Origin of the sequence: Variovorax sp. PAMC28562 (assembly GCF_014303735.1) — a bacterium.
GTDB lineage: Bacteria > Pseudomonadota > Gammaproteobacteria > Burkholderiales > Burkholderiaceae_C > Variovorax.
Genome location: NZ_CP060296.1, coordinates 2,868,511 through 2,894,117, shown reverse-complemented (window position 1 = coordinate 2,894,117; position 25,607 = coordinate 2,868,511). Strand labels below are relative to the sequence as shown.

15 protein-coding genes are annotated in these 25,607 nt (G+C 63.4%); 13 read left to right on the top strand and 2 right to left on the bottom strand.

Annotated elements, in window-relative coordinates; genetic code table 11:
• The 10 genes from ntrB to H7F36_RS13595 all read left to right on the top strand — a co-directional run bounded on the left by ntrB (position 1) and on the right by H7F36_RS13595 (position 12,728).
• The gene (gene ntrB / locus H7F36_RS13640; RefSeq protein WP_187051331.1) at positions 1-924 is read left to right on the top strand and encodes a nitrate ABC transporter permease; all 924 of its coding nucleotides are present in this window, start codon (positions 1-3) and stop codon (positions 922-924) included.
• Positions 921-1,727: an ABC transporter ATP-binding protein gene (locus H7F36_RS13635; protein ID WP_187051330.1), complete on the top strand. Its 807-nt coding sequence runs from the start codon at positions 921-923 to the stop codon at positions 1,725-1,727. The genes ntrB and H7F36_RS13635 overlap by 4 nt, the downstream gene beginning before the upstream one ends.
• A gap of 134 nt (positions 1,728-1,861) precedes the next feature.
• Positions 1,862-4,336, top strand: a complete 2,475-nt coding sequence (gene nirB / locus H7F36_RS13630; RefSeq protein ID WP_187051329.1) for a nitrite reductase large subunit NirB — start codon at positions 1,862-1,864, stop codon at positions 4,334-4,336.
• Between the two features lie 13 nt (positions 4,337-4,349).
• Positions 4,350-4,745, top strand: a complete 396-nt coding sequence (nirD, locus tag H7F36_RS13625) for a nitrite reductase small subunit NirD (RefSeq protein ID WP_187051328.1) — start codon at positions 4,350-4,352, stop codon at positions 4,743-4,745.
• A 39-nt stretch (positions 4,746-4,784) separates the two neighbouring features.
• Positions 4,785-7,643: a nitrate reductase gene (locus H7F36_RS13620; protein WP_187051327.1), complete on the top strand. Its 2,859-nt coding sequence runs from the start codon at positions 4,785-4,787 to the stop codon at positions 7,641-7,643.
• A gap of 83 nt (positions 7,644-7,726) precedes the next feature.
• Positions 7,727-8,644 carry a DNA-binding protein YbiB gene (gene ybiB, locus H7F36_RS13615; protein WP_187051326.1) on the top strand — a complete coding sequence of 306 codons (918 nt, stop codon included), beginning with the start codon at positions 7,727-7,729 and terminating at the stop codon, positions 8,642-8,644.
• Positions 8,641-9,444 (top strand): uroporphyrinogen-III C-methyltransferase, encoded by an 804-nt coding sequence (gene cobA / locus H7F36_RS13610; RefSeq protein ID WP_187051325.1) that lies wholly within the window; start codon positions 8,641-8,643, stop codon positions 9,442-9,444. Before ybiB ends, cobA begins: the two co-directional genes overlap by 4 nt.
• Before the next feature lie 100 nt (positions 9,445-9,544).
• Positions 9,545-10,672 (top strand): sterol desaturase family protein, encoded by a 1,128-nt coding sequence (locus tag H7F36_RS13605; protein ID WP_187051324.1) that lies wholly within the window; start codon positions 9,545-9,547, stop codon positions 10,670-10,672.
• Positions 10,669-11,457, top strand: coding sequence for a YaeF family permuted papain-like enzyme (locus tag H7F36_RS13600; RefSeq protein ID WP_187051323.1), 789 nt, complete (start codon positions 10,669-10,671; stop codon positions 11,455-11,457). Before H7F36_RS13605 ends, H7F36_RS13600 begins: the two co-directional genes overlap by 4 nt.
• Positions 11,454-12,728, top strand: coding sequence for an NAD(P)/FAD-dependent oxidoreductase (locus H7F36_RS13595; RefSeq protein ID WP_187051322.1), 1,275 nt, complete (start codon positions 11,454-11,456; stop codon positions 12,726-12,728). The genes H7F36_RS13600 and H7F36_RS13595 overlap by 4 nt, the downstream gene beginning before the upstream one ends.
• On the opposite strand, the gene H7F36_RS13590 is transcribed toward H7F36_RS13595, so the two are convergent.
• Together H7F36_RS13590 and H7F36_RS13585 are read right to left on the bottom strand one after the other, a co-directional pair.
• The gene (locus H7F36_RS13590) at positions 12,725-13,903 is read right to left on the bottom strand and encodes a FecR domain-containing protein (RefSeq protein ID WP_187051321.1); all 1,179 of its coding nucleotides are present in this window, start codon (positions 13,901-13,903) and stop codon (positions 12,725-12,727) included. The two genes, H7F36_RS13595 and H7F36_RS13590, sit on opposite strands and share 4 nt — an antisense overlap.
• Positions 13,900-14,625 (bottom strand): response regulator transcription factor, encoded by a 726-nt coding sequence (locus H7F36_RS13585; protein ID WP_187051320.1) that lies wholly within the window; start codon positions 14,623-14,625, stop codon positions 13,900-13,902. The genes H7F36_RS13590 and H7F36_RS13585 overlap by 4 nt, the downstream gene beginning before the upstream one ends.
• Positions 14,626-14,842: 217 nt before the next feature.
• On the opposite strand from H7F36_RS13585, the gene H7F36_RS13580 reads away from it, so the two are divergent.
• The 3 genes from H7F36_RS13580 to H7F36_RS13570 are packed head-to-tail and all read left to right on the top strand — an operon-like array spanning position 14,843 to position 25,587.
• On the top strand, positions 14,843-16,696 hold the full coding sequence (locus H7F36_RS13580) for a ShlB/FhaC/HecB family hemolysin secretion/activation protein (protein ID WP_187051319.1): 1,854 nt from the start codon (positions 14,843-14,845) through the stop codon (positions 16,694-16,696).
• A 30-nt stretch (positions 16,697-16,726) separates the two neighbouring features.
• Positions 16,727-24,850 (top strand): filamentous hemagglutinin N-terminal domain-containing protein, encoded by an 8,124-nt coding sequence (locus H7F36_RS13575; protein WP_187051318.1) that lies wholly within the window; start codon positions 16,727-16,729, stop codon positions 24,848-24,850.
• A 17-nt stretch (positions 24,851-24,867) separates the two neighbouring features.
• On the top strand, positions 24,868-25,587 hold the full coding sequence (locus H7F36_RS13570) for a helix-turn-helix domain-containing protein (RefSeq protein ID WP_187051317.1): 720 nt from the start codon (positions 24,868-24,870) through the stop codon (positions 25,585-25,587).
• Positions 25,588-25,607 lie beyond the last annotated feature (20 nt).

Below are 25,607 nucleotides of genomic sequence, written 5' to 3'. Positions count from 1 at the left end.
ATGGTCAGCGCCGTCTTTCATTCCCCTCGCGACGCTTCGGTTGCAGTGCCATTGCCGGCGAATGCGACCGTCGTCAAAAGCGCTGCACGCGTTGCGGTCGCCACCACCGGCGGGCCCGCACCGAGCGTTCGCAAACCGCTCGACCTGCGCAGATTCTGGATGCGCGTGTTGCCCCCGCTGGTGGGCTTCGGCGTGCTCGTCTTGATCTGGGAACTGATCGCATTGCGTAGCGCCGGCACCTTTCCCCCACCGTGGGAAACCTGGCTGCAGGCTGTCAAGATCTTCAGCGACCCGTTCTATCGCAACGGCCCCAACGACCAGGGCGTGGGCTGGAATGTGCTGTCGTCGCTGGGTCGCGTGGCGTTGGGCTTCGGCCTGGCGGCAGTGGTCGGCATCCCGGCGGGCTTCGCGATCGGCCGCTTCGAGTTCCTGGCGCGCATGTTCAACCCGCTGATCAGCCTGCTGCGGCCGGTGTCGCCGCTGGCCTGGTTGCCGATCGGCCTGCTGGTGTTCAAGGGTGCCAATCCTGCGGCCATTTGGACCATCTTCATCTGCTCGATTTGGCCCATGGTCATCAACACCGCGGTCGGTGTTCAGCGCGTGCCTCAGGACTACATGAACGTCGCCAAGGTACTGAACCTGAGCGAATGGAAGATCGTCACCAAGATCCTGTTCCCTGCCGTGCTGCCCTACATGCTGACCGGAGTGCGCCTGGCCGTCGGCACCGCCTGGCTGGTGATCGTCGCGGCAGAGATGCTGACGGGCGGTGTCGGCATCGGCTTCTGGGTCTGGGACGAGTGGAACAACCTTAACGTCAAGAACATCATCATCGCGATCTTCGTCATCGGCATCGTCGGCATGCTGCTCGAATACGCGCTCATCAAGATCGCGACCGCTTTCACGTTCGAAGAGGTGAAGTCATGAACGACGACAAGAAGTTCATTGACATCAGCGATGTCGAACAAACCTTCAAGACCGCCAAAGGCAGCTTTCAGGCCTTGCGCGACATCAACCTCACCGTCGCCAAGGGCGAATTCGTGGCGCTCATCGGGCACTCTGGCTGCGGCAAGTCGACGCTGCTGAACCTGATCGCGGGCCTGACCATGCCGACCCATGGCACGCTCTTGTGCGCCAACCGCGAGATCGCCGGCCCCGGCCCGGAGCGCGCGGTGGTGTTCCAGAACCATTCACTGCTGCCCTGGCTCACCTGCTACGAGAACGTCTACCTCGGTGTCGAGCGGGTATTCGCGCCGACCGAAAGCAAGGCGCAACTGAAGGTGCGCACGGATGCGGCGCTGGCGCTGGTTGGATTGACGCCGGCAACGAACAAGCGCCCCGGCGAAATCTCCGGCGGCATGAAGCAACGCGTCGGCATCGCCCGTGCGCTGGCGATGGAGCCCAAGGTCTTGCTGATGGACGAACCCTTCGGCGCGCTCGACGCGCTGACCCGTGCGCACCTGCAGGACGAGCTGCTCGCCATCGTGCACAAGACGCAAAGCACCGTCGTCATGGTCACGCACGATGTGGACGAAGCGGTGTTGCTTTCCGACAAGATCGTCATGATGACCAACGGGCCTTCGGCCACCATCGGCGAGGTGCTCAAGGTCGATCTCGAGCGGCCACGCAACCGCGTCGAACTGGCGGAAGACCGGCATTACGTGCAGTACCGCAAGGCTGTCATCGACTTCCTTTACACGCGGCAGGGCCACGTGGAAAAAGCGGCCTGATATGACATCCGCTCGAAACCTCGTGCCCGCGGTGGCCGCGCCGATGATCGCGATCCCGGTCGCACCCGAAGGCAACATCACCGCGGTGATGGCTCTGTATTTCTGATCACGACCCGAGCCGGAGGGATGAACCCATGAAAAAGATGAATCTCGTGCTGGTCGGCAATGGCATGGCCGGTGTTCGCGCGGTCGAAGAGTTGATCAAGCTGGCACCCGATCTGTACGACATCACGGTGTTCGGCTCGGAGCCGCACCCCAACTACAACCGCATCCTGCTGTCTCCCGTGCTGGCTGGCGAACAGACGGTCGATCAGATCATCCTGAACTCGTGGGAGTGGTACGCCGAGAACAACATCACGCTGCATGCCGGCAAGACAGTGACCGAGGTCGACCGCGTGAAGCGCATCGTGCGCGCGGTCGCTGCCGACGGCAGCGTGATCGAGGCACCCTACGACCGGCTGCTGCTGTGCACTGGCTCCAATCCGTTCATCCTGCCGGTGCCGGGCAGGGACTTGAAGGGCGTGATCGCTTACCGCGACATCGCAGACACCAACACGATGATCGAGACGGCCAAGACGCATAAGCATGCGGTCGTCATCGGTGGCGGCTTGCTCGGCCTCGAAGCCGCCAACGGTCTGATGCTGCGTGGCATGAGCGTGACCGTGGTGCACGTCAACGCGTGGCTGATGGAGCGCCAGCTCGACGATGTCGCCGGTGGGCTGCTGCGCAAGTCGCTCGAACAACGCGGGCTTGAGTTCCGTCTCAATGCGCAGACCCAGGAGTTGATCGACGATGGCGCAGGCCGTGTCAAGGCCGTCAAGTTCAAGGACGGCACCGAAATACCGGTCGACCTGGTCGTCATGGCCGTCGGCATCCGCCCCAACACCGCATTGGCAGAATCGATGCGGCTGCACTGCAACCGCGGCATCGTGGTCAACGACACGATGCAGACGGTGACCGATGCACGCATCTATTCGGTCGGTGAATGCGCCGCGCACCGCGGCATCGCCTACGGGTTGGTCGCGCCGCTGTTCGAACAGGCCAAGGTCGCGGCCAACCATCTGGCGCAGTTCGGCATCGGCCGGTACATGGGATCGCTGACCTCGACCAAGCTGAAGGTCACGGGCATCGACCTGTTCAGCGCCGGCTCGTTCATGGGTGGCGAAGGCACCGAAGAAATCGTGATGAGCGACCCCTTCGGCGGCGTCTACAAGAAGCTCGTCATCAAGGACGACAAGCTGGTTGGCGCTTGCCTTTACGGCGACACGGTCGATGGCAGCTGGTACTTCAAACTGCTGCGCGACGGCCGCAGCGTGAGCGACATCCGAGAGAAGCTGATGTTCGGAGAATCGAACATCGGCGATACCGGTCACGAAGGCCACAGCAGCGCCGGGGCGATGCCCGACGAGGCCGAGGTCTGCGGCTGCAACGGCGTGAGCAAGGGCGCGATCTGCAAGGCGATCAAGGACAAGGGACTCTTCACGCTCGACGAGGTGAAGAAGCACACCAAGGCGAGCGCATCGTGTGGTTCGTGCACCGGACTGGTCGAACAGATCCTGATGTTCACCGCCGGGGGCGACTACTCGGCTGCACCCAAGAAAAAGGCGATGTGCGGTTGCACCGACACCAGCCATCAGGACGTGCGCGAGGCCATCCGCGCCCAGAAATATCTGTCGCATGTCGAGGTGTACGAAGGCCTCGGCTGGCGCACGCCCAACGGCTGCGCGAGCTGCCGGCCGGCCGTCAACTACTACCTCATCAGCAGCTGGCCGAAAGAAGCCAAGGACGATCCGCAGAGCCGATTCATCAACGAGCGGAGCCACGCGAACATCCAGAAAGACGGAACCTATTCGGTGATCCCACGCATGTGGGGCGGCCACACCACGCCCGACGAACTGCGCCGCATCGCCGACGCAGCCGACAAGTACAAGATCCCGACGGTCAAGGTCACGGGCGGCCAGCGCATCGACTTGCTCGGCGTAAAGAAAGAAGACCTGGCCGGCGTGTGGAAAGACATCGGCATGCCCAGCGGCTTTGCCTATGCGAAATCGCTGCGCACGGTGAAGACCTGCGTGGGCAGTGAATGGTGCCGCTTCGGCACGCAGGACTCGACGCAGATGGGCAAGGACATCGAGCACGCGCTATGGGCAATGTATTCACCGCACAAGGTCAAGATCGCGGTCAGCGGCTGCCCGCGCAACTGCGCCGAAGCCGGCATCAAGGACGTCGGCGTGATCGGCGTCGACTCGGGCTGGGAGATCTATGTCGGCGGCAACGGCGGCATCAAGACCGAGGTCGCGCACTTCCTGGTCAAGGTCAAGACGAGCGAAGAAGTGATGGAGTTCACCGGCGCTTTCCTGCAGCTCTATCGCGAGGAAGGCTGGTACCTGGAGCGCACGGTGCACTACATCAGCCGCGTCGGGCTCGACCGCGTGAGAAAGCGGATTCTCGAAGACGTCGCCGGTCGCAAGGCGCTCTGGGAAAAGCTTCAGTTCGCGCTCGATGGCGAGCCCGATCCGTGGTTCGAGTCGAGCCGGGCGGCGGTCGACGTGCGGCAGTTCGTGCCGGTCGCCGGGGCGGATATGGCGCCGGCGGCGACGACGCACTGAAGGAGAGCAACCCATGAGCGAATGGAAATTCATCTGCCGCGTTGACGACATTCCGGTGCTGGGATCGCGTCGCGTGGTGCGGCCGGTCGGTGTGGCGGTCGCGGTCTTTCGCAACAGCCAGGACGAGGTCTTCGCGCTGCTCGACCGCTGTCCGCACAAGGGTGGTCCGCTGTCGCAAGGCATCGTGTTCGGCACCAGCGTGGCGTGTCCACTGCATAACTGGACGATCGGCCTGGACGATGGCTGTGCGCGTCAGCCCGACCAAGGATGCGTGCCGAAATTCGCCTGCAAGGTCGAAGGCGGGCAGGTGATGCTCGATGCGCAAGAGTTGGCGACGCATGCGCTGGATTTGACTGCGCCGCGTGCGGGCCCGGGGGCCGCAACGGCCGGCGCTATCGGTGACGCTTGAATGTTGCCTCGATACGCAAAGAGGCGGCAAGAGCCAGGAATGAAAGAAACAAGGTCCACCTGCCCCTACTGCGGCGTCGGCTGCGGCGTGATCATCGAGACCGATGGCGCGCAGATCACGGGTGTGCGTGGCGATCCGGACCACCCCGCCAACTTCGGCCGGCTGTGCACCAAGGGCTCGACATTGCACCTTACTGCGACAGCGGAAGTGACGCGCCAGACCCGGCTGTTGCAGCCGATGCAACGCCTCGTGCGCGGGCAAGCTGCGACGCCGATCCCCTGGGAGGCGGCGCTCGACACCGCAGCCGACAAGTTCGCCCAGGTCATTCGCGACCATGGTTCCGATGCGGTGGGCTTCTATGTCTCGGGCCAGTTGCTGACCGAGGACTACTACGTCTTCAACAAGCTGGCCAAGGGCCTGATCGGCACCAACAACATCGACACCAACTCGCGCCTGTGCATGAGCAGCGCGGTGGCCGGGTACAAACAGACGCTCGGCTCCGATGCGCCACCAGCCTGCTACGAGGACTTCAACGAAGCGCAATGCTTGTTCATCGTCGGCAGCAACACGGCATGGGCGCACCCCATCCTGTTCCGTCGCATCGAGGATGCCAAGCGCGCCAACCCGGCGATGAAGATCGTCGTGGTCGATCCGCGCCGTACCGACACCTGCGAGATCGCCGATCTGCACCTGGCGATCCAGCCGGGCACCGACGTCATGTTGTTCCACGGCATGCTGCACCTGATGTTGTGGGAGGGCTGGACAAAGCCCGACTACATCGCTGCGCACACCAACGGCTTCGACGCGCTCAAGGCCACTGCGCGCGACTGCACGCCCGACAAGGTGGCGCAAATTTGCGGCATCGACAAGACCGCTTTGCTCGAAGCGACGCGGCTCTTCGCGACCTCGACCGCGACCCTCAGCCTGTACTGCCAGGGGCTGAATCAATCGTCTTCCGGCACCGCGAAGAACGCGACGCTCATCAACCTGCACCTGGCTTCTGCGCAGATCGGCCGGCCCGGTGCCGGGCCGTTCTCGTTGACCGGACAACCCAATGCAATGGGCGGGCGCGAAGTCGGCGGCATGGCCAATCTGCTGAGCGGGCACCGCGATCTTGCTAACGCAGCACACCGGGCTGAAGTCACTGCGCTGTGGGGCCTGAGCGAGGGCAACGAAGTGCCCGCCAAGCCCGGCAAGACCGCCATTGAAATGTTCGAGGCCGCAGCCGATGGCGAGATCAAGGCGCTGTGGATCTCGTGTACCAACCCGGCCCAGTCGATGCCCGACCAGACAACTGTCCGGCGGGCGCTCGAACGTGCCGAGTTCGTGGTCGTGCAGGAAGCCTTTGCGACCACCGCCACCTGCGCTCATGCCGACCTGCTGTTGCCTGCGACCACCTGGGGCGAGAAGACCGGCACGGTGACCAACAGCGAGCGCCGCATCTCTCGCGTGCGCGTCGCAGTGCCGGCGCCCGGCGAAGCGCGTCACGATTGGTCGGCGGTGGTCGACTTCGCGCAACGGCTCGAAGTGCGGCTGCCCAGCCGCTCCACCACCACGCTGTTCCCCTACCCGCTGCAGCACTCGCTGGCAGGCGACGATGCCGGCGCCGAAGCGATCTGGAACGAGCATCGCGAATCGACGCGCGGTCGCGACCTCGACATCACCGGCCTCGACTGGAAGATGCTCGATGCGCTAGGGCCGCAGCAATGGCCGTTGCCTGAAGGCCGATCGGTCGGTCGCGTGCGGCTGTACGAAGACGGCATCTATCCGACGCCCGACGGCAAGGCGCGCTTCGTCGACACGCCTTACAAGCCGGTAGCCGAACAACGCGAGGCGCGCTTTCCGTTCTCGCTGAACACCGGGCGGCTGCGCGATCAATGGCATGGCATGAGCCGCACCGGCACGCTCGGCCGACTTTTCGGCCACGTGCCGGAACCCGTGGTGCAGATGAACGCGCAAGACATGGCGCGGCGTCAGCTGAAGGACGGTGATCTGGTGCAGCTCACTTCGAGGCGCGGCGCGCTCGTGTTGCCGGCACAAGCCAGCGCCGAGGTCGGCCTGAGCCAGTCGTTCGTGGCGATGCATTGGGGCCAGGAATACCTTAGCGGTCGATCGCCAACCGGTGAGCGATTGGCCGGCATCAACGCGCTGACCAGCGCGGCCTATTGCCCCGACTCGAAGCAGCCTGAACTCAAGCACGCGGCCATCCGCATCGCCAAGGCCGAGCTGCCGTGGACACTGCTCGCGATCGCCTGGCTGCCCGACGATCGCGCGCTAGAGACCGAACGTGCGCTGCGCGACCTCATGGCGAGCTTTGCCTTTGCGAGCTGCGTGCCGTTCGGTGCCGGCGGTGCGTTGACGTCGGGTACGGCCGAGCGCACCGGGGTCCTGTTCCGCGCGGCCGACCTCGAGGCCGCGCCCGATGCGGTCCTTGAGCAAATCGAAGACCTGCTCGCATTGCCGAGCCCCGACACCTTGCGCTACGCCGACGCCCGCCATGGGCAGCGCCGCACCGTGCGTCTGGTACGCACCGGCACCAACAATGAAGAGGCCAGGCTCGAAGGTTTCTTGCTAGGCGGCGACACCCGGGCCGAGGCATGGATCAAGACATTGCTGCAAGACCAGTTGCCGGCGCAAGCCTTCGGTCGCCAGTTGCTGCGGCCGGGCTCGACCCCGCCGGTCGAAGTGGCGTCGCGTGGCAAGGTCGTCTGCAGCTGCTTCGGCGTGACCGAAACTGCCATCGGCGACAGGCTGCGGCATTGCGTGGGCACCGATGCCGAACGACTGGCGTCGCTGCAGGGGGCGCTGCAATGCGGCACCAACTGCGGCTCATGCCTGCCCGAGCTGAAGCGCATGGTGCGTGCCACCACGCCCGACACTGCAGAAGCCGTGCCGTGAGCCTGTCCATCGCTCAGTCCCTCAATAACCGCATAAGCCCCTTCGAGTTTCGGCATAAGCCTTGCGGGACAATGGGCGTACCCATGGGAATCAGCCACTACATCAAGGAAATCGGCCGCGGCGCGCGAGGCGCCAAGCCACTCACGCGCGAGCAGGCGACAGACCTGTTCGGACAGGTGCTGGACGGCACCGTGACCGACCTCGAAGTCGGCGCCTTCTGCCTCGCGATGCGCATCAAAGGCGAAACGCCGGAAGAGATGGCCGGCTTTCTCGATGCCACGCATGCACGGCTCGATCTTTTCCCCGCGAGCGACCTGCCGCTCATCGTGCTGCCCAGCTACAACGGCGCGCGCAAGTTGCCGGTGCTGACGCCGCTGCTCGCGCTGCTGCTGGCGCGCGAAGGTTTGCCGGTGCTGCTGCATGGTGCGTCCACCGAATCGACACGCGTGCTCACATCGAACGTGCTTGCGGCGCTGGGCACGAATCCGATCACGGTCGTACGAAAGATCGCCGTGGGAGAGATTGCATTCGCACCGACCGAGCTCCTGAGCACCGGCCTCAAACGACTGCTCGACGTGCGTCGCGTCGTCGGGTTGCGCAACCCGGCACACAGCGTCGTCAAGCTGATGCAGCCGACAGCGGGCTCGTGCATCGTGATCGCCAGCTACACCCATCCGGAATATGCGCAGTCGATGGCCGCGACCTTCGAGCTGACCGGCACGAGCGCCCTGCTCTCGCGCGGACTCGAAGGCGAAAGCGTGGCCGATCCGCGCCGCACTGCGCAGGTCGACGGCTTCATCAGGGGCCAGCGCATCGCAATGCAGGAGCAACAGGCCGGCACGCTGAGCGAGGTGGAAGGTCTGCCTAGGGAGATCGACATCGACACCACGGCGGACTACACGCGGCGTGTGTTGGCAGGCACGCTGCCTTTGCCCATGGCAATCGCCCGGCAAGTCGAACACATCAAGCAACTGGCCCAACAACTGGCGGACAGCCCATGAACTCACTTTCCCATTCGCATCGAGGCAGCTGCACCCTGGTCGGCGCCGGCCCGGGCGATCCCGATTTGCTCACGCTGAAAGCCGTCAAGGCGATCCACGCGGCGACGGTGTTGTTCGTCGATGACCTCGTCAACGACGCGATCCTGAGTTATGCGCGGCCCGGTGCCCGCATCGTCCACGTCGGCAAACGCGGCGGTTGCAAGAGCACGCCCCAAGCTTTCATCGAAAAGCTCATGATCACAGCGGTGTGCGAAGGCGAAGCCGTCGTGCGCCTGAAGGGTGGCGACCCGTTCATCTTCGGCCGCGGCGGTGAAGAAGTCGAACACCTGCGCGAAGCAGGCATCGAATGCACGGTGGTCAACGGCATCACCGCCGGCCTCGCAGCGGCGACGTCGTTGGGCGTGCCGCTGACCCATCGCGATCACGCGCAAGGCGTGGTGTTCGTCACCGGCCATGCCAAGACCGGCGCCGGTGCTGCGGACGACCCGACCGACTGGCGGGCGCTGGCTGCGATGGCGCACAACGCGCGCCTCACGCTGGTGATCTACATGGGCGTGGCGGGCGCTGCGCACATCCAACGGCAATTGCTCGAAGGCCTGCCGGGTGAGACGCCCGTTGCGGTCGTGCAGCACGCCAGCCTGCCCCAGCAACGGCACATCGTGACGACGTTGAGCGGGCTGCACGCAGGCATCGCCGAGGCCGGGCTCGCGAGTCCGTCGGTTATCGTCGTCGGCAATGTATTGCAAGGCATCGCAGCGGCGACAGTCGCTCTGCCGGAGCGCGACAAATTCGGCACCTGACCGCCTGAACTAGGCTGTTCGCACGGTCGGTCCGGCGTCGATACAGAAGTCGGCCAACTAAAATCCTGGCTACTCATACAACAATGCCAAGAGGGTCGGGATGCTCGAAAAACTGAACGAATTCACCGCAAGTCACGGGCAACTGCAGCGTGGCAGGGGCCTTGTCACAGGCACCGTTGCACTGAGCCTGGGCATCCTTTGCTTTTTGGGCGTGCTGGCTTTTCACTTCCCGCAGTACCTCACGACGCCCGAGCTTCGCAAAAGCTACAACGTCGACGTGATGCGCTTTATCCTGCTGGCGGCGATGGTCATCTCAGGTGGGATGGCGCTGGTGAACATCATCTTCAATCGCTCGCGCTGGCTGTCGTCGGGCGCCTTCTTGTTGATCGTCGCGGCCGCACTGCTGGGCGGCAACAAGGTGCCGGTCGACAGCAACTTTCCGGATCACACGCCCTACATCGGGCTCGACTGGTTCATCCTCGATTTGCTCGGCTCCTCCTTGATCTTCATCTTCATCGAGAAGTTATTCGCACATCGCAAGGACCAGCCGATCTTTCGTGAAGAGTGGCAGACCGACTTTCACCACTTCGTGGTGAACCATATGATCGTTGGCTTCGTGCTGCTCGCAACCAACCTGCTGGTGCACAAGCTGTTCGGCTGGGCTGCCAACGACGGCCTTCGCGGCTGGATCGCCAACCTGCCCTTCTGGGCTGGCGTGCTGCTGATCGTGCTGGTGGCCGACCTGGTCCAGTACTGGACGCACCGCAGCTATCACGAGGTGCCGCTGCTATGGCGTCTGCACGCGGTGCATCACAGCGTGAAGAGCATGGACTGGATGGCGGGCTCGCGGCAGCACATCCTCGAGTTGTTGATCACACGCACGCTGGTGCTGGCACCGATCTACGTGCTGGGCTTCTCGAAAGAAGTGATCGACGCATACATTGTCATCGTCGGCTTCCAGGCGGTGTTCAACCATTGCAACGTGAGCGTGCGCCTGGGGCCACTGCGCTACCTCATCGTCACGCCCAATTTTCATCACTGGCATCACGCCCAGGACGATGAGGCCATCGACAAGAACTACGCGGCGCACTATGCGTTTCTCGACTACTTCTTCGGCACCGCCGTGAAGAGCACCAAGCTGTGGCCGGAGCAATATGGCGTGGTGGGCGACTACGTGCCGAACGGCTTCTTCAAGCAGCTGAAGTTCCCGTTCGTGTGGAAGGGATGATGGGCGCCGCTCGATGGATTGCGGTCGGTGCAGCCGCTCTTCTCCTTTCCGCCTGCGCGTCGCAGATCGACCTGCCCACCAAAGAAGCCGGCCTGCGCGTGCGCATGCAGAACTCGGCCATCGCGCCAGGCAACGGAGGCGAGCTGATCAAGGCGGATGCGCTGCAACCCGGCGACATCCTCCTGACCTCGGTCGCCACGGTCAATTCGTTCGGCATCCGGCTCGGCACCTTTTCGCCGGTGAGTCATGCGGTGCTGTATCTCGGTGACGGCGTCGTGGCCGAAGCTGTCGGCACGGGCGTACGAGAGCGCGGCCTCGACGCGCTGGTCGACGACGAGCAGATGGTCGTCGCCTTTCGCCTGCCAGGCGTCACCGGTGCGCACGTCGACAAGCTGCGCGCCTGGTCGCATTCGCAGGTCGGCACGCGCTACAACACGGTCGGCGTGATGCTCGACGCGCCTTTCGTGCTGAACCGCCGGGTGTGCGAGCTACCGTTGATTCCGGGTGCCGTGCGCCTCTTCTGCGTCAGCGGTTTCGCGACGGTGCAACTCGGCGCCAGTCGCAACGACCAGTTCTTCTGCTCGCAGTTCGTGCTGGAGGCCTACAACCAGGCTGGCCTGCCGATCACGACGACAGACCCGCGTTGGGTCAGCCCGGCCGACTTGCTGCATATGCGCGAAGGCGACGTGCCCTCGGTGGCGTCGAGCAAGCCGTTGCGGTACATCGGTCACCTCAAATACAACCCGCCGCCGACGATCACCGCCGATGGGGCGACGACCCGTTGAGCGCATCGAGTTCGCCGAGCGCCGCGCGCTTCGACGTCGTCGTCATCGGCGCCGGCGCAGCCGGTCTTTTCTGTGCCGGCATCGCAGGGCAACGCGGGCTCAAAGTCTTGCTGCTGGACCACAGCGAACGCGTGGCAGAAAAGATCCGCATCTCCGGTGGTGGCAGGGCCAATTTCACCAACCGCGATCTCGACGTGCGTGCACCGCAGCGCCACTTCATCGGCGACAACCCCAACTTTTGTCGCTCGGCACTTTCACGTTACACGCCGCAGCAGTTCATCGATCTCGTGCAGCGGCATGGCATTGCATTCCACGAAAAGCACAAAGGGCAGTTGTTTTGCGACGGCTCCTCGCAGCAGATCATCGACATGCTGTTGGCTGAATGCGCTGCGGGTGGCGTCACGCGTTGGCAGCCTTGCAAGGTTCAAGAAGTCGCCGAAAGCAGCCAGGGCAGTGACGGTAGTGACGGCAGTGAAAGTAGCGAGGGCATCGACGCAAACCGCTTCCGCATCGAGACGGATCGCGGGCCCATCGACGCGGCCAGCGTGGTCGTTGCCACCGGTGGACTGTCGATCCCGCAAATCGGCGCCAGCGACTTCGGCTATCGACTCGCCACACAATTCGGCCTCCGCGTCGTCACGCCGCGACCTGCGTTGGTGCCCCTGACCTTTGGCGGCGAAGCGTGGGCACCGTACGCCGAACTTGCCGGGTTGGCATTGCCGGTGCGCATCGAAACCGGCACCAAGAAAGAACGCGTCGCGTTTCTCGAAGATCTGCTTTTCACGCACCGCGGGCTCTCGGGCCCCGCCGTGCTGCAGATTTCGAGCTACTGGAAGCCGGGCGCGCCACTCACGCTCGACTTCGCGCCGGGCGTCGATATCGCCGTAGCACTCGGCGATGCCAAGTTGCGCTCCAAACGCCGCACGGTGAACGAACTCGCATCGCTGGTGCCCTCGCGTCTGGCAGATGCGTGGGTAGGCCAGGAAGCCGCATTGCAACGGCCGATCAACGAGGCGCCTGACCGGGCCATCGCAGAGCTTTCAGAGCGCATTGCACGCTGGCAAATCACGCCGAGCGGAACCGAGGGATACAAGAAGGCCGAGGTCACTGCAGGCGGCGTCGACACACGCGATCTTTCATCGCAAACCATGGAGTCGAAACAGCCCGGCCTCTACTTCATCGGTGAAGTGGTCGACGTCACTGGTTGGTTGGGCGGCTATAACTTTCAGTGGGCGTGGGCCAGCGCCCATGCATGCGCCCACGCGCTTTAGCGTTTGCCCGTTGCGGCAGGTGAGCGATGCGGTTGTTTTGCCGGCGCAACGATATCGACTTCGTTGATTGTCCAGTCGATCAATGCCGACGCGACTCCACCCTGCTCTTCCGCCACGCGCCACCAGTAATGACGGGGCGGCAGGTCCGGAAGCACCAGGCCATTGCCATTCACTCCCGCACGACGCGTCACGAGCGAGTTGAATTGTGGGTCGCGTGCCAGCTCGACCACATAGCGACGGTCGGCCTGCCGCGGCTCCCACGCCAGGACTTGCCGCCCATCGGCTGCGGCATCGACGCGACTGGTCAACGTGCTGTCACGCGGCACGAAAGCCAATGTTTGCCCCGGTAGTCCCTCGAAGCCATCGACATCGAGCGCTGCCATGCGCAGGTGATAGAAGCCAGCCGGCAGATGCGGCAATGTGAACGTCGGGGCCAGCGCCTTCACTTCCCAAAGTAAATGCTCGAAGCCATCGTCGCTAGCGACTTGAAGCTGGTATGCCGAAGCGTTGAATACCGGTTGCGCAGTCACGCGACGCGAGCCGCGTGCGACCAGTACGCCGTCGCGCTCCTCGAAAACCGGCGCGGACAACAAGGCCCGAGTCTCCGCGGACAACTCTGCCGTGAGCGTTGCACCAAAGCCGCCAAGCACTAGCGCGGGTTGCGCGGCGGGTGCTGTGGTCAATGCAGAAACAGCCCCTTGCATCACATCCAGAGTGATACGGTCGCCGTCATCGCAAACCACGAAATGCGTGCCGCGTACGCCAAGCACACCGCGTCGCGTCTCGATCTCGTAGGCGCGCTGCACAACCGGTGTGACCCGCGACTCGACGCGACCCGCAAGTAGTTTGAGTCGCATATGTCGACGTTGCGACACCAGCAGTTGCACCCGACTGTCAGATGGCACCAGCGCGCGACTTCCGTCTTCGAAACGCAGCATGGCGAAGGCACTGGCGCCGGTCGACAACACATCACCGGGAAGCATCCGCTCGCCGCCATTGACGCGGTCGATACGACCTTCGTGCACGAGTTCGACGGAACCGACGACATTTAAAACGATGCCGGCAGAGGTCTTGTCTGCTGTCTTTGCAGGTACCCTTTCAGACACCGAAGATTGCGCGCCGGCGGAGGCTGAGCTGACAGCGATCAGCAGCGCGATCAGGGTGCCGCGATTCATTGAGCGGGTGTCCCAACGAAGTCGTCGACATCGAGCCGATAGCCAATGCCGTAGACGGCCTGGATTCGCGTGTCGCTCTTCTGGTTGAGTGCAAGTTTCTGGCGAAGACGGTAGATACGGGTTTCGAGTGCGCGCAACCCGGAAAGATCATCCGCCAGTCCGCAGACTTCGAGAAGATAGTCACGCGATACCGCGCGTCCAGAGTGTCGAAACAGTGCCAGTGCCAGTTTCGATTCCGACGGACGCAGTTCGATGAGCTCGGCTGCGCCCGCGTATTGCACACTCGCCGCGCCGACGTTGAAAGTCCATCGCCCCCATTGCAGCCCCTCGTTTTCGCTGGTTCTGAAAGGCGCAAGCAGTCGATAGATCCGAGCGCTCAATTCATGTGGTCGAAAAGGCTTGACCACATAGTCGTCGGCGCCCTCGGCCAATGCCGCACTCACCTCCTGCTCGCGCCCGCGTGAACTGAGCATGAGGATGGGCATCGTGAGGCCACCGGTACGCCGCACCAGCCGCAACAGCGCCATGCCGTCGAGGTCCGGCACCGACCAGTCGAGCACCATGAGATCGAAGGTGTCGGTGCGCGTTGCCTCGAGCAATGCGCGGCCGGATTGGAACATCACACAGCGAACAGACAGACCGCGCTCGCTCAACTGCATCTCCAGTGTGGTGGCGAGGTGAACCAACTGGGATGGGTCGTCTTCGAGAAGGGCAATGCGCATAAAAGTCATTTTTGCATCGGCAACTCAACGCAAAACGGAGATAAGTCACCGTTCACATAGCGGAAGTTCGTCGCAATTGTGAAATCACTCACCAGCACTCACCGAGGCCGCATTAGTTCACGCGCTGATAGATCGATACATCCAGACACTGCGACACCGCACAACGAATGCGTCGAACAACACACCGTGGCAAGCGCCACTCTCAGTGAGAACCACCATGCATATTTTTGGAACTTCATCCCTGCTGGCCTTGAGCCTGGCCGCGGCCTGCGCCGGGGGCGCACAAGCGCAAGCCGTGCCCGACAAAACGAAAGCAGCGGCCGAGTCTGCTGCATCGCAAGTTGCGCGCAAGGCACCCGTGCTGCGTGGCCTGCTGTTCGTGACGCAAGAACGTGCCGAGGTGAGCTCACCGACGGCAACTGCCGCAGCTGCACGCGCTCTGTGCCGGCCCAGCGCCGATGCGGTGCCAGCGGTCACCATGTCGACGCAATCCGCCGGAGAAGTGCAAGCGCTTCGTGCCCAGCTGGTTCAAGTTGCAACGACCGAAGCAGCTGCCGCCCGCGTCAAGAGCGCGGTGTCCACTGAACTCCTGCCAACGGATTTGTTGCGCGCCCGTGTAACTGACTTCATCGGGCGCCCGGTCGACGCCACGCTCACGCAAGGTGTCGTAACCGAAGTGGTCAAGCTCATCAACGAGCAAGGCCGCTACCTTGCCGATGTGTTCTTCCCGGAACAAGTCACCAGCGATGGCATTCTTGTCGTCGTCGTACGGCCCGCACTGCTTGGCAACGTCACAGCCGTCGGACAGAAATACCACGACGCCAACGACTTCACTTGCCGCGTTCGCCTGCAAGCCGGTCAACCGGTCGACCTGAAGGTCATCGCAGACGACCTCGCACAGCTCAACAGCCAGAGCAGCTGGCACTACACCGCCGTACCGGAGTTCAAGCCCGGCGCCGCAGCGGGCACCACCGACCTGGTGCTGAACACCGCCGACGACAAGCCGGTGCGCTACTTCGTCGGCGCCGACAACGGCGGCACGCGCGTCACCGGCCAGGGCCGCTACCACGCAGGCGTCAACGTCGGCAACTTTCTCGGCAAGTTCGATCATGAGTTCGACTACACGCTGACGACCGCCGGCGACTACAGCGCATTCCACAACCACAGTCTGGCTTACCAGATACCGCTCGAGAACAGGCAACGCCTGACCGCGCGTCTGGACTTGTCGAAGAGCGATGTGCTGCTCGAACAAGGCGCCTTCCGCGCCAATGGCGACAACCAGATCGCGAGCCTCGAATGGCTGGTGCCGCAACTCACTGTGCCGGGCTGGCTCGACTGGGGCAAGAACATGGCGAGCGAGACATCGTTCGGCGCCGAATACAAGCGAATCGGCAATGCGTTGGCCTTCAACCAGGAGCAGGTCTCCAACGTCGCACCCAAGGTGCTGCAGGGCTACGCCGCGTGGCGCGGCGCCTGGCAAGACAGCATGGGCGCGAGCCAGGTCTACACGCGGCTGACGCTGTCGCCTGGTGGTGTGGTCGATCGCAATGACGATCGAACCTTCGACGCCGCACGCACCAACGCGAGTTCGAGCTACTGGCGCCTGAACGGCAACTACAACCGCAGCTTCGCATTACCGGGCGACTGGTCGATCGGCGCCACGCTCAATGGCCAACTGGCACGCAAGCCGCTTATCTCGAGCGAACGCATGACGCTCTCCGGCATGGGTGGCGTACGCGGCTACTACAACGACACGCTGACCGCCGACGCCGGCATCACCGGCTCACTGGAGCTTCAAAGCCCGCGCCAGAGCTTCACGCTCGGTAACCAGACGGCCTTCTGGTACGCGCTCGCATTCCTCGATGCCGGCCGCAGCTGGAACGCCACGCGGGAATACAACGTCGACCTGAACAAGACGGGCAGCCAGTTCAACCTGGTCTCGCATGGCGTGGGGTTCCGCGTCGAAACGTCGAAGCACTCGTTCTTGCGCTTCGACATCGCGCGCCGCCACTTCGGCATGGACAACGACCGCAAGTGGCTGTGGAACGGCTCCTTGCAGGTCGCTTTCTGAACACCCCCCAAATTTATTGAGACCAAGATCATGAACAAGCACATCCATCGCGTCATTTTCAGCAAGACCCGCGGCCAGTTCGTCGCCGTCAGCGAAACCGCCACGTCGCACACCAAAGGCGCCAGTGGCAGCACCGAAGGCGGTGGCGGCATCGTTCGCATCGCCGCGATCGCATTGGCAGTCGGTCTTCTGTGCAGCGGTGCTATGGCGGCGCCCTTCGGCGGACAAGTCGTCAATGGCAGTGCCACCATCAACGGTGGCGGCAACCTCACCACGATCAACCAGACCACCAACCGCGCGATCATCAACTGGCAAGGTTTCGGCATCGGCAACGGCCAGACCGTTCAGATCAATCAGCCGGGCGTCAACGCCGCGTTGCTCAATCGCGTGACCGGCAACCTGCCGACGCAGATCGACGGCAGCCTGCTTGCCAACGGCAAGGTGTTTTTGATCAACCCGAACGGCATCGTCGTCGGCGCCAACGGCCTGGTCAACGTGAATGGCGGCTTTGTCGCCAGCACCCAGAACGTCGCAGACAGCGCCTTCATGGCGGGCGGCGCGCTCAACTTCAGCGGTGCGCAAGGCGGTGAGATCACCGTGCTCGGCCGCATCGAAAGCGCCAGCGGCCCGATCACGCTGATCGCGCCCAAGCTCACCGTGGCGGCAGGTTCGGCCCTGACGGCCGGCTCGTCCATCAACCTCGTCGCGGCAAGCGACGTGACGCTGTCGAACGGCACATTCAACGTGACGCCACATGCCGGCGATGCCGGTGAACTGACCAGTGCCGGCGCGTTGCACGCAGCACAAGTGCAATTGGCCGCGGTTAACAACAACCTGGGCGCACTGGCCATCAACACCAGCGGCACGATCCGCGCCACGGGCGTGCAGAACAACGCCGACGGTTCGATTCGCATCGTGGCCATCGGCCAGGGCACGGTCGAACTGCACGACGCCAGCCTGACCGCAACCAACGCAAACGGCACGGGCGGCAAGATCGACGTGACCGGCACGCACACCGGCCTCTTCGGCAACACGACGCTCGACGCATCGGGCACCACGGCGGGCGGCAGCATCCGCGTCGGTGGCGGATTCCAGGGCAAGGAAGGCGACATCGCGAATGCGCAAGCCACCTACGTCGACCAGGGCGTCAAGCTCAACGCCGACGCAACGGCACAAGGCAACGGCGGCCGCGTCGTGGTCTGGGCTGACGGCACCACGCGCTACAACGGCGACCTCAGCGCCAAGGGCGCGGGTACCGGCAACGGCGGTGACGCCGAAGTGTCGGGCAAGGGCACGCTGGCGTTCAACGGCACGGCCGACCTGCGCGGTGGTCGAGACGCAAAGAACGGCACACTGCTTTTGGACCCGAGTGACATCACCATCAGCAATGCGGCGAACAGTACCGCCTTCGCCAACCCGTATGACCCGGCCACCAGTTCCAACCTGAATATCGGCACGCTGACGGCTGCATTGCAAACCGCCAGCGTCACCGTCAAGACCAGTGGCGGCAGTGGCGGCGTGGGTGACATCACGATTGCCAACGCCATTGACCTAAACAACTCGACAGCCAACACGGTTTTGAATCTACAAGCCGATCGCGACATCAACGTGAATGCAGCGGTGAGCAATTCCGGAACCGCTGCGCCCGGCATTTTCTTCTTGGCCAATAGGGACGTGAACTTCAATGCCAACGTGTCGGTGGGATCGGTATTGGCTGCCGCCGGGCGCGACATCAATGTCAACAGTGCAGTGCAGAGCGGACGGACCATATTGGCCGCCGCCGCGGTCGCACCCTTGACTTACTTTCTATCGGACTCCGTAGGTGACCGCTACACCAGCAACTGGCAATCGGGCACCGGCGTGATTCGGTTCGGAGGCGCGGGCACCGTCAGCAGCACCGAGCTGCTGGTCCTCAACTCCGGGAAGGACGCCGGCGGCAACCGTACCAACCTAACGATGTCGACCAATGTAGTGGGCACCGCCGCCGTCATCCTCAGTTCCGGATTCGACACGGTAAACCTGGACACCAACCGTTCCGGCAGGCGGCTGGACATCGATGCCAAGACCATCAATATCTCGGCGACAACGCTGGGCGACCAATCGAATACCTTGAACGCCGCGAGTTTCGATGCATCGAACAACTACGTTGCATCGGGCTGGCATGACCAACAAGGGCTGATCAACTTCATCAACCCGAGCGTTGCCTTCACAGGTGTGGGGGAACTGAATCTGGCTTCTGGCTTGGCCGGGACCGTTCGCAATGATCTTCAAGGCAGTGTGCAACTCGCTGGGCCAAGCGGTTCGCATGATCAGATCGCGCTGAATGGGTTCAGGGATGTCACGATCAACGAAGCCCTGACGGCGACAGATCCTGCACGATTGGGCATTTACGTCACAGGCCGCAACATTTCCGTTGCTCAGAGTCTGACGTCGCTCGGAAGCGTCCTCCAACTGGAAGCTGCGGCCTACGACACGGGTGCTACGGTTCAAAACGCATATACGACCGGCGGATCGCGCAGCCAGCCCGGCTTGCTGCGTTTCATGAACCCGGCCACGACCACGCTGACAGGCGGAGCCAACCTGTACATGACGTCAGGGGTGGACTATGCGGGCAATTCGTTCAGCGCCAACCCCGGCGGCCCAGGCGCTGCTACCTCGGCCGGAATCGAGGCGCGGGTCGATCTTCCAGCCAACCTGTCGTTTGCCACTCGACCCGGTGACCTGACCATGCCAGGAGGCGTTTCGTTGGAAGGGTTCCGCGATGTCACGCTGCCCTACCAAACCATAGGCGGCGCATATGACGTGAATGCACGAAACATCACTGTTCCAACCGCTTTTACAGGAATCTATGCCGGAAGGATCGGCATCAATGCGGGCGCTTTCGCTGACTTGCCCGCATCTCCCAACTTTCCCGGAAATCCAGCATTGGTGAGTACACAAACTGCCACACGAGATGGCAGTGGCAACAACGAAGGAACATTCAATCGCCCCGGCGATGCGACGCTCGATCTCGGCGGCAGGTACATCTGGCTCAATTCCGGCATCGGCGCGGGTGGAACGCGGCCCAATCTGAATTTAGGCGCAATCACACCAGGCGGCACTGCAGGCGCTGCCATCGGGATTCACGGATTTGGCACCCTCACCACCATGGCGAACGCCCCCATTTCAAGGCTTGCGTTCGACAACAGCTTCCCCGGCATCGTGCAACTTTCAGCCTCTTCGATCGTGGTTCGCTCCGACATCACGTCATATGCCGTCCACTTGTCAGCGGGTGTGCATAACAACACCACTGGCATCGCCGACAACAACACCGATGTGAACACCGGCACACTGACTTTCGAGAACAATCCAGTTCTGCGCATCAGCACGAATCCACAACTTGGCGGTGCTGCGGGCTTGACCTTAAGCGCAGGAGCCGACAGCGGCGCACTGAGTTCCACAGGCTCCGGCGGTGTGACGTTCGGCTACGCCGACCCGGCCATTCCAACGATGGCAAGCTTCGGGATTAGCGGCTTTAACGGAACCGAAGTGTTGATGGAAAACGGTCAATCGTTGCATGTCGAGCAGCCGGCCTGGTACTCGTCGGTTGGCTACTACCCATTCATGATCAGGCAACGGGCCAATGCCACCAACGATGTGGTCCTGCTCAACGATGTGACCACCAACGGCAACACGTTCATCGGTTACAGCGACGGTGGCATCGATGCCGGCGGTGGCGGCATTCGCAACGGCAACCACACCATCACCACTCCGAACAGTTTCTACTTGATCGCAGGCAAGGACAGTGCGGTGAACATGGCCGCGAATGTCCTGTCGGTTGCGGCAACCGGCGCAGGCGCCACGCTGGTGGTCAATGAAAAAGACAACGTCACGGTGCTCGATCGAAATCCGTCGGCGGCCGGCAACATCGAGATCAACGCCCGCGGCGAAATCGATCTGCCGACCGACTGGACGCGCACCAACGGCGCCAGCCTCACTTTCCACGCAGACGCGCAATATGGCAAAACGCTCGCTCCAGGCGCAACGACCGCCGTTGTTGCAGACCTCAACTCGATCTACACCAACACCGGCGTCTACGGCGAGACCGGTGGGGACGGCCTGGGCGCCGTCACGCTGCGCAGCGCAGGCCCGATCCTGATCACGCCGGTGTTCCGCAGCGTGCTGGTGGTCGAAGCCAACACGGTGGCACCCGCCGGCCTGTTCGACCTGAACGGGGTTGCCATCCCTGTCGGTACGACGCTGACCCGCGGGCAGCAAGTCTCGTACGGCACGGCCGGCGCGTTGCCCAGCTTCGACTTCGATACCGTGACGGCCAGTGGCAACCCGATCCGTACGGCAACGCAAGCCGCGCTCGGCGGCTTTACCGTGCCGGCCGGTGGCGCGCTGCAGTACTACTACAGCAACGTCGACGCACTGGGCGCACCACTTCCGCTGGCACAGCAGTACCAGCCGATTCCTGTCGGGACGTTCATCCCGACAGCCACGCCCGTGCTGGTCAAGGAGGGCGCGCCGATTCCCACCCAACTTGCCGGCATCAATGCCACGCCGTGGTCCGGTTCAGGGCTCCAGGACTATGTCGTCGGCGGCTACCAGACCGCTGCAGCCAGCACCGTGCCCAACTACACCTCGCTGGGTGCGGGCACGACCTCGGCGCACCAGACCATCGCGACCACCGGCACGGCAGGCGCGCTGGCGGGCGACACTCCCGTCAATGCCGCACTGGCTGCCGATTACTACGGCAACCCAGTTGCCGGCACCAACACGACGCTCAACTTGTCAGGCCAGTTCTACACGCTCAACGGGACGCAAACCGGACCGACGACCTTGAACCAGCTGGCAGCCGGCACGGGCAACAACTCGGCCAGCGGCAACGGCTGGGACATCGGCTACGGCACGGGCACGCTGTCGACGAACACCGGTGACCTGCGCATCTACTCGGGACCGGCCCACGCAACCGCAGGCCCGAGCTATGCGCAAGGCGATGCCGCCGACCTGAACATCTTCACCAACCCGGCAGCGACGACTTTCGGCAACGGCGCCCTGGTGCGCGATGGCGCAATCAAGGTCTCGACCGGCACCGGCAACCTCGTGGTGCTCGGCTACCGTGACGTCAACGTCGAACCGAACGGCACGCTAGCTTCGCAAGGCAACGTGACCATCGGAGCGTCACGCGACCTGAACATCAATGCGCCCGTGCCGGTCGACAACGCCGGCAAGCTGACGACGTTGATTGCCGGCAACATGATCACGGCCAGCCAGACCATCGGCACAGCCGGCACCGGCAACCTGATGCTCGTTGCAGGCGGCGGCGTGAAAGTCAACACCAACGTCGCCGTCATTTCGGGCAGCCTGCAGGACAGCACACCGCGCACCGGCGTACTGGCTGGCGGCCAGACGCCAACGGGCACATTCGCAGTGACCAACACCGGCGCGCTCATCGTCGGTGGTCCTCAGACCAACAACGAAGTGAACGACATCACTTTCGACGGCACCAGGGGCATCGTTTACAACGCGACCACGCCGCTAACGCGTGCCGGCATCGTGAGCAGCACGGCGGTCGGCAGCAAGGCGCCCGCCTTCGGCAACATCGCTGTGGCGACACGCTCGGGCAACCTGACGATCGATCAGCATCTCGACAGCACCACCACCGGCGGCACGATCAGCCTGACGGGTGCGCAAGACGTGGTGTTCAACGCGCTCAGCACCGACAGCGCCAAGAGCACGCACGCACAGACCACCGGCACCGTGAACGTCACGGCCGTGGGCGGCAGCATCGTCAACGCGAGCGGTCTCGGCGGCGCGGGTCAGGAACAGGTGATCGGCAACGTGGCCAACCTGCAAGCAGGCACGGCAATCGGTGGCGGCATCATCGACAACACGGCGACCGGTTTCAACAACGTCAACGACCTGAACCTGAACGTGCTGACGCTTACGGCCAAGGCCAGCGCCGGCGACGCCGTGCTCTGGAACCGCGGCGCAGTGGATATGGCCGGCGCGAGCGGTGCATCGGGCTACTTCGGCATCAACGCCGGTGGCTTGATCCAGCAGAACGCAGCGGCGACCCTGACGGCCGCCAATGCCGAATTCGACACCATGCGCGACACCACCATCGGTGTTGTCGATCTGCGCAATCGGACTGCGCTGAATATTGCCGGCACCAACCTATCCGGTGGCAACTACACCGCCACCAGCGAAAGCGCCGGCGTTGCGATGACGGCGGGCTCGACCCTCAACGCGAACGGCAACGTCACGCTGAACGGTGCGCCGGTCGACACGTCGCTCGGTACCGTTCATGCGGCCGGTCTGGTCACGCTCAATGGCTCGGTCATCGGCACCCTGCCCGGCAATTCGTCGGCACTTGCGATCGTCGGCACCACGGCCACCGTGACCGCTTACGGCAGCGGCAAGGACTTCGATCTGTACTCGGTGCTGAGCCCTGCAGTGCTGGCACAGCTGACCACGCTGGGCGTGACCGATGTCGTCGTGAACCTGGGCAACAAATCGACCGGCTACTCGGTCGCGCAACTGACCGGCAACGCGATCCTGGTGAACAACACCGGCAATGTGGTGTCAGGCGGATGGACCGTTCGCACCGGCCCGGCCGCCATCACGACGCCTGCGACGGGTGTGCAGCAGTACAACCTGACGGACACCGGTGGTGCAGTGAACCTGGGCGCAATGAACGCCACGGTCAACGCAGCGCTGGGCAGCGGCTACGCGGCAGGCTCGCAAGCCAGCCCGATCGTCGCGGCTGTGAGCACGCTCAACACGGCATCCGGCTTCGACACGAACAAGGGATCGAACGTCACGCTGTTGAACACCACCAGCAGCGGCGTCTACTCGGTCAAAGACGCCAATGACGTGACGATCAACAGCACGGCGAGCATCAACGCCGGCTACATCCGCGGTAACAACGATGTGGCATTGATCGCCGGCAGCACGAGCAATGGCAACCTGACGACCTCGGGTGCGTTGTATGCGGGCAGCGACCTGATCGGCGTGGCCGGCAACAGCGTCGTGCTCAATGGCGGCACCAGCATCACGGCAGCCAATGGCAACGTGACGCTCGTCGCGGACGAAACGGCTGGCAAGGCTCCAGGCGCTGGTCAGTTCATCAACAACGTGCCGGGCCTGAACATCCATGCGAATAGCGGCAACGTGGCGATCTATGCAGTCGCAGGCGGCGCAGTGCCGGCAGGCTACACGCAGGTGCCGACCCAGGTCGCCTTCAATGGCCTGCAGGCCAACGGCGTGACGCTGTCCGAAGCGCAACCCTTCGAGCAATGGAACCAGAGCTATCAGGCGGACACCGGTGGTAGGAGCTACGTGCCGGGCACCGGCATCGGCAGCGCACCCCACGTCCGTTACAAGCAGGTGCTCGCCGTCGCGCCGCCGGCACCTCCTGCAACTCCTGGCGCGGCCTTCGAGTTTCCGCCGACATCGCTGCGTATTCCGCGGCCACTGCCTGCTGCGCCAAGCATTTTGCCGACGCTGCAAGCGGCCATGTGGGTGCAGACGCCTGAAGATGGCGGGTGCGCCTGGGCCGACCAGTACGGCAGGCGCTACATGCCAGGAGAATACGGACCAGAGTCCTACTTCGCCGTGCCGACCTACCTTGCCGGCTCGCTGAACGGTCGCGAGATTGAAGGCGCATCGGCAGCTCCATGCAACGTCGTCGCCAAGCCCTACTTCCCCGTGGTGGCCAACCCGGAAATTACGCTGGAAGTCGTCGTGGCACGGCCTGGGCCGGGCGCCATCGAAACGCATCGCGTGTCGATCGGTGCCGACGGCCTGTTCCGCTTCGATCGCTCGGACATGAGGGACTTGCTGCCTGAAGGTAAAGCCAAGATCGAACGGCTCGCAAATGAAATTCGCAGCGGCTTCGTGAGCATCGTCGGCATTAAGGTGATTGGTCATGCCGACCGTTTGGGCACCGCGTCGTACAACCTGCCGCTGTCGAAGAAGCGCGCAGACACCGTGCGCGCCTTGCTGATGCAAAACGGGCTGGATGGCAAGGTCATCACGACCGAAGGCCGAGGCGAGGCGGAGCCGGTCATGGTTTGCACCGGAACCGAAGCAACTGCTGCGCTGACCAAGTGCCTGCAACCGAACCGTCGAGTGACCGTCGACCTGACCGCGCAAGCAGGTCGATAAGCGAACCGGAGGAAGCAATGCGCTATGCGATCTACGGCGGACCGAACGGGCTGAATCGGCTGATCGCGCGCTCGCTCACCCGCATACCGGGGTGTGAACCCCAGGTGTTCATGAGCGGGTTGTTGCTACAGCAAGCATTGGCCGCCGGGCCGAAGATCGACTCGGTGCTGTTGACAGGCCCGGGCACCGATCTCGAAGTGCCCGCGCTGGTTCAATGGCTGCAGACGCGACCAGCCGACCGCGTGCCACGACTGGTCGCCTGGGAGCATGAGAATGCTGCGATCGACGAACAGGCAGTCGACGTTCAACTGAACAACGTCACGCTTTCCGAGTGGGCGCCGGCGGCACGCGAGAAGAAGGTCAGCAGGGCCCCCGTGCAGATCGAGCGCACACCGGCTGCAATATCGAGCACATCGGGCGAAGCGCCGCAACGGGTTTTCGGGCGCTATGTTTTTCGTGAACCGCTCGGCGGAATGCTGCTGGATTGTCAGTTCATTCCTCTGCCCGGAAAGCTTTACAAGTTGGCGTGGTTCCTGTTCCAACACATGAACCAGGTAGTCAGCAGAGAAGACCTCTATCGGCAGATCTGGGGCGACGGCAGCAGCACGGCTTCGCGTTCGCTGGACACGCACATTGCCCGCCTCCGCACGAAACTGCAGCTCGGGCCTGGCAACCCCTACGTGCTGTCGGCGATGTATGGTCAGGGCTACGCCTTGAAAGAAGAAAAACCGGACTGAGCGAGACTGTCCGAAGATGA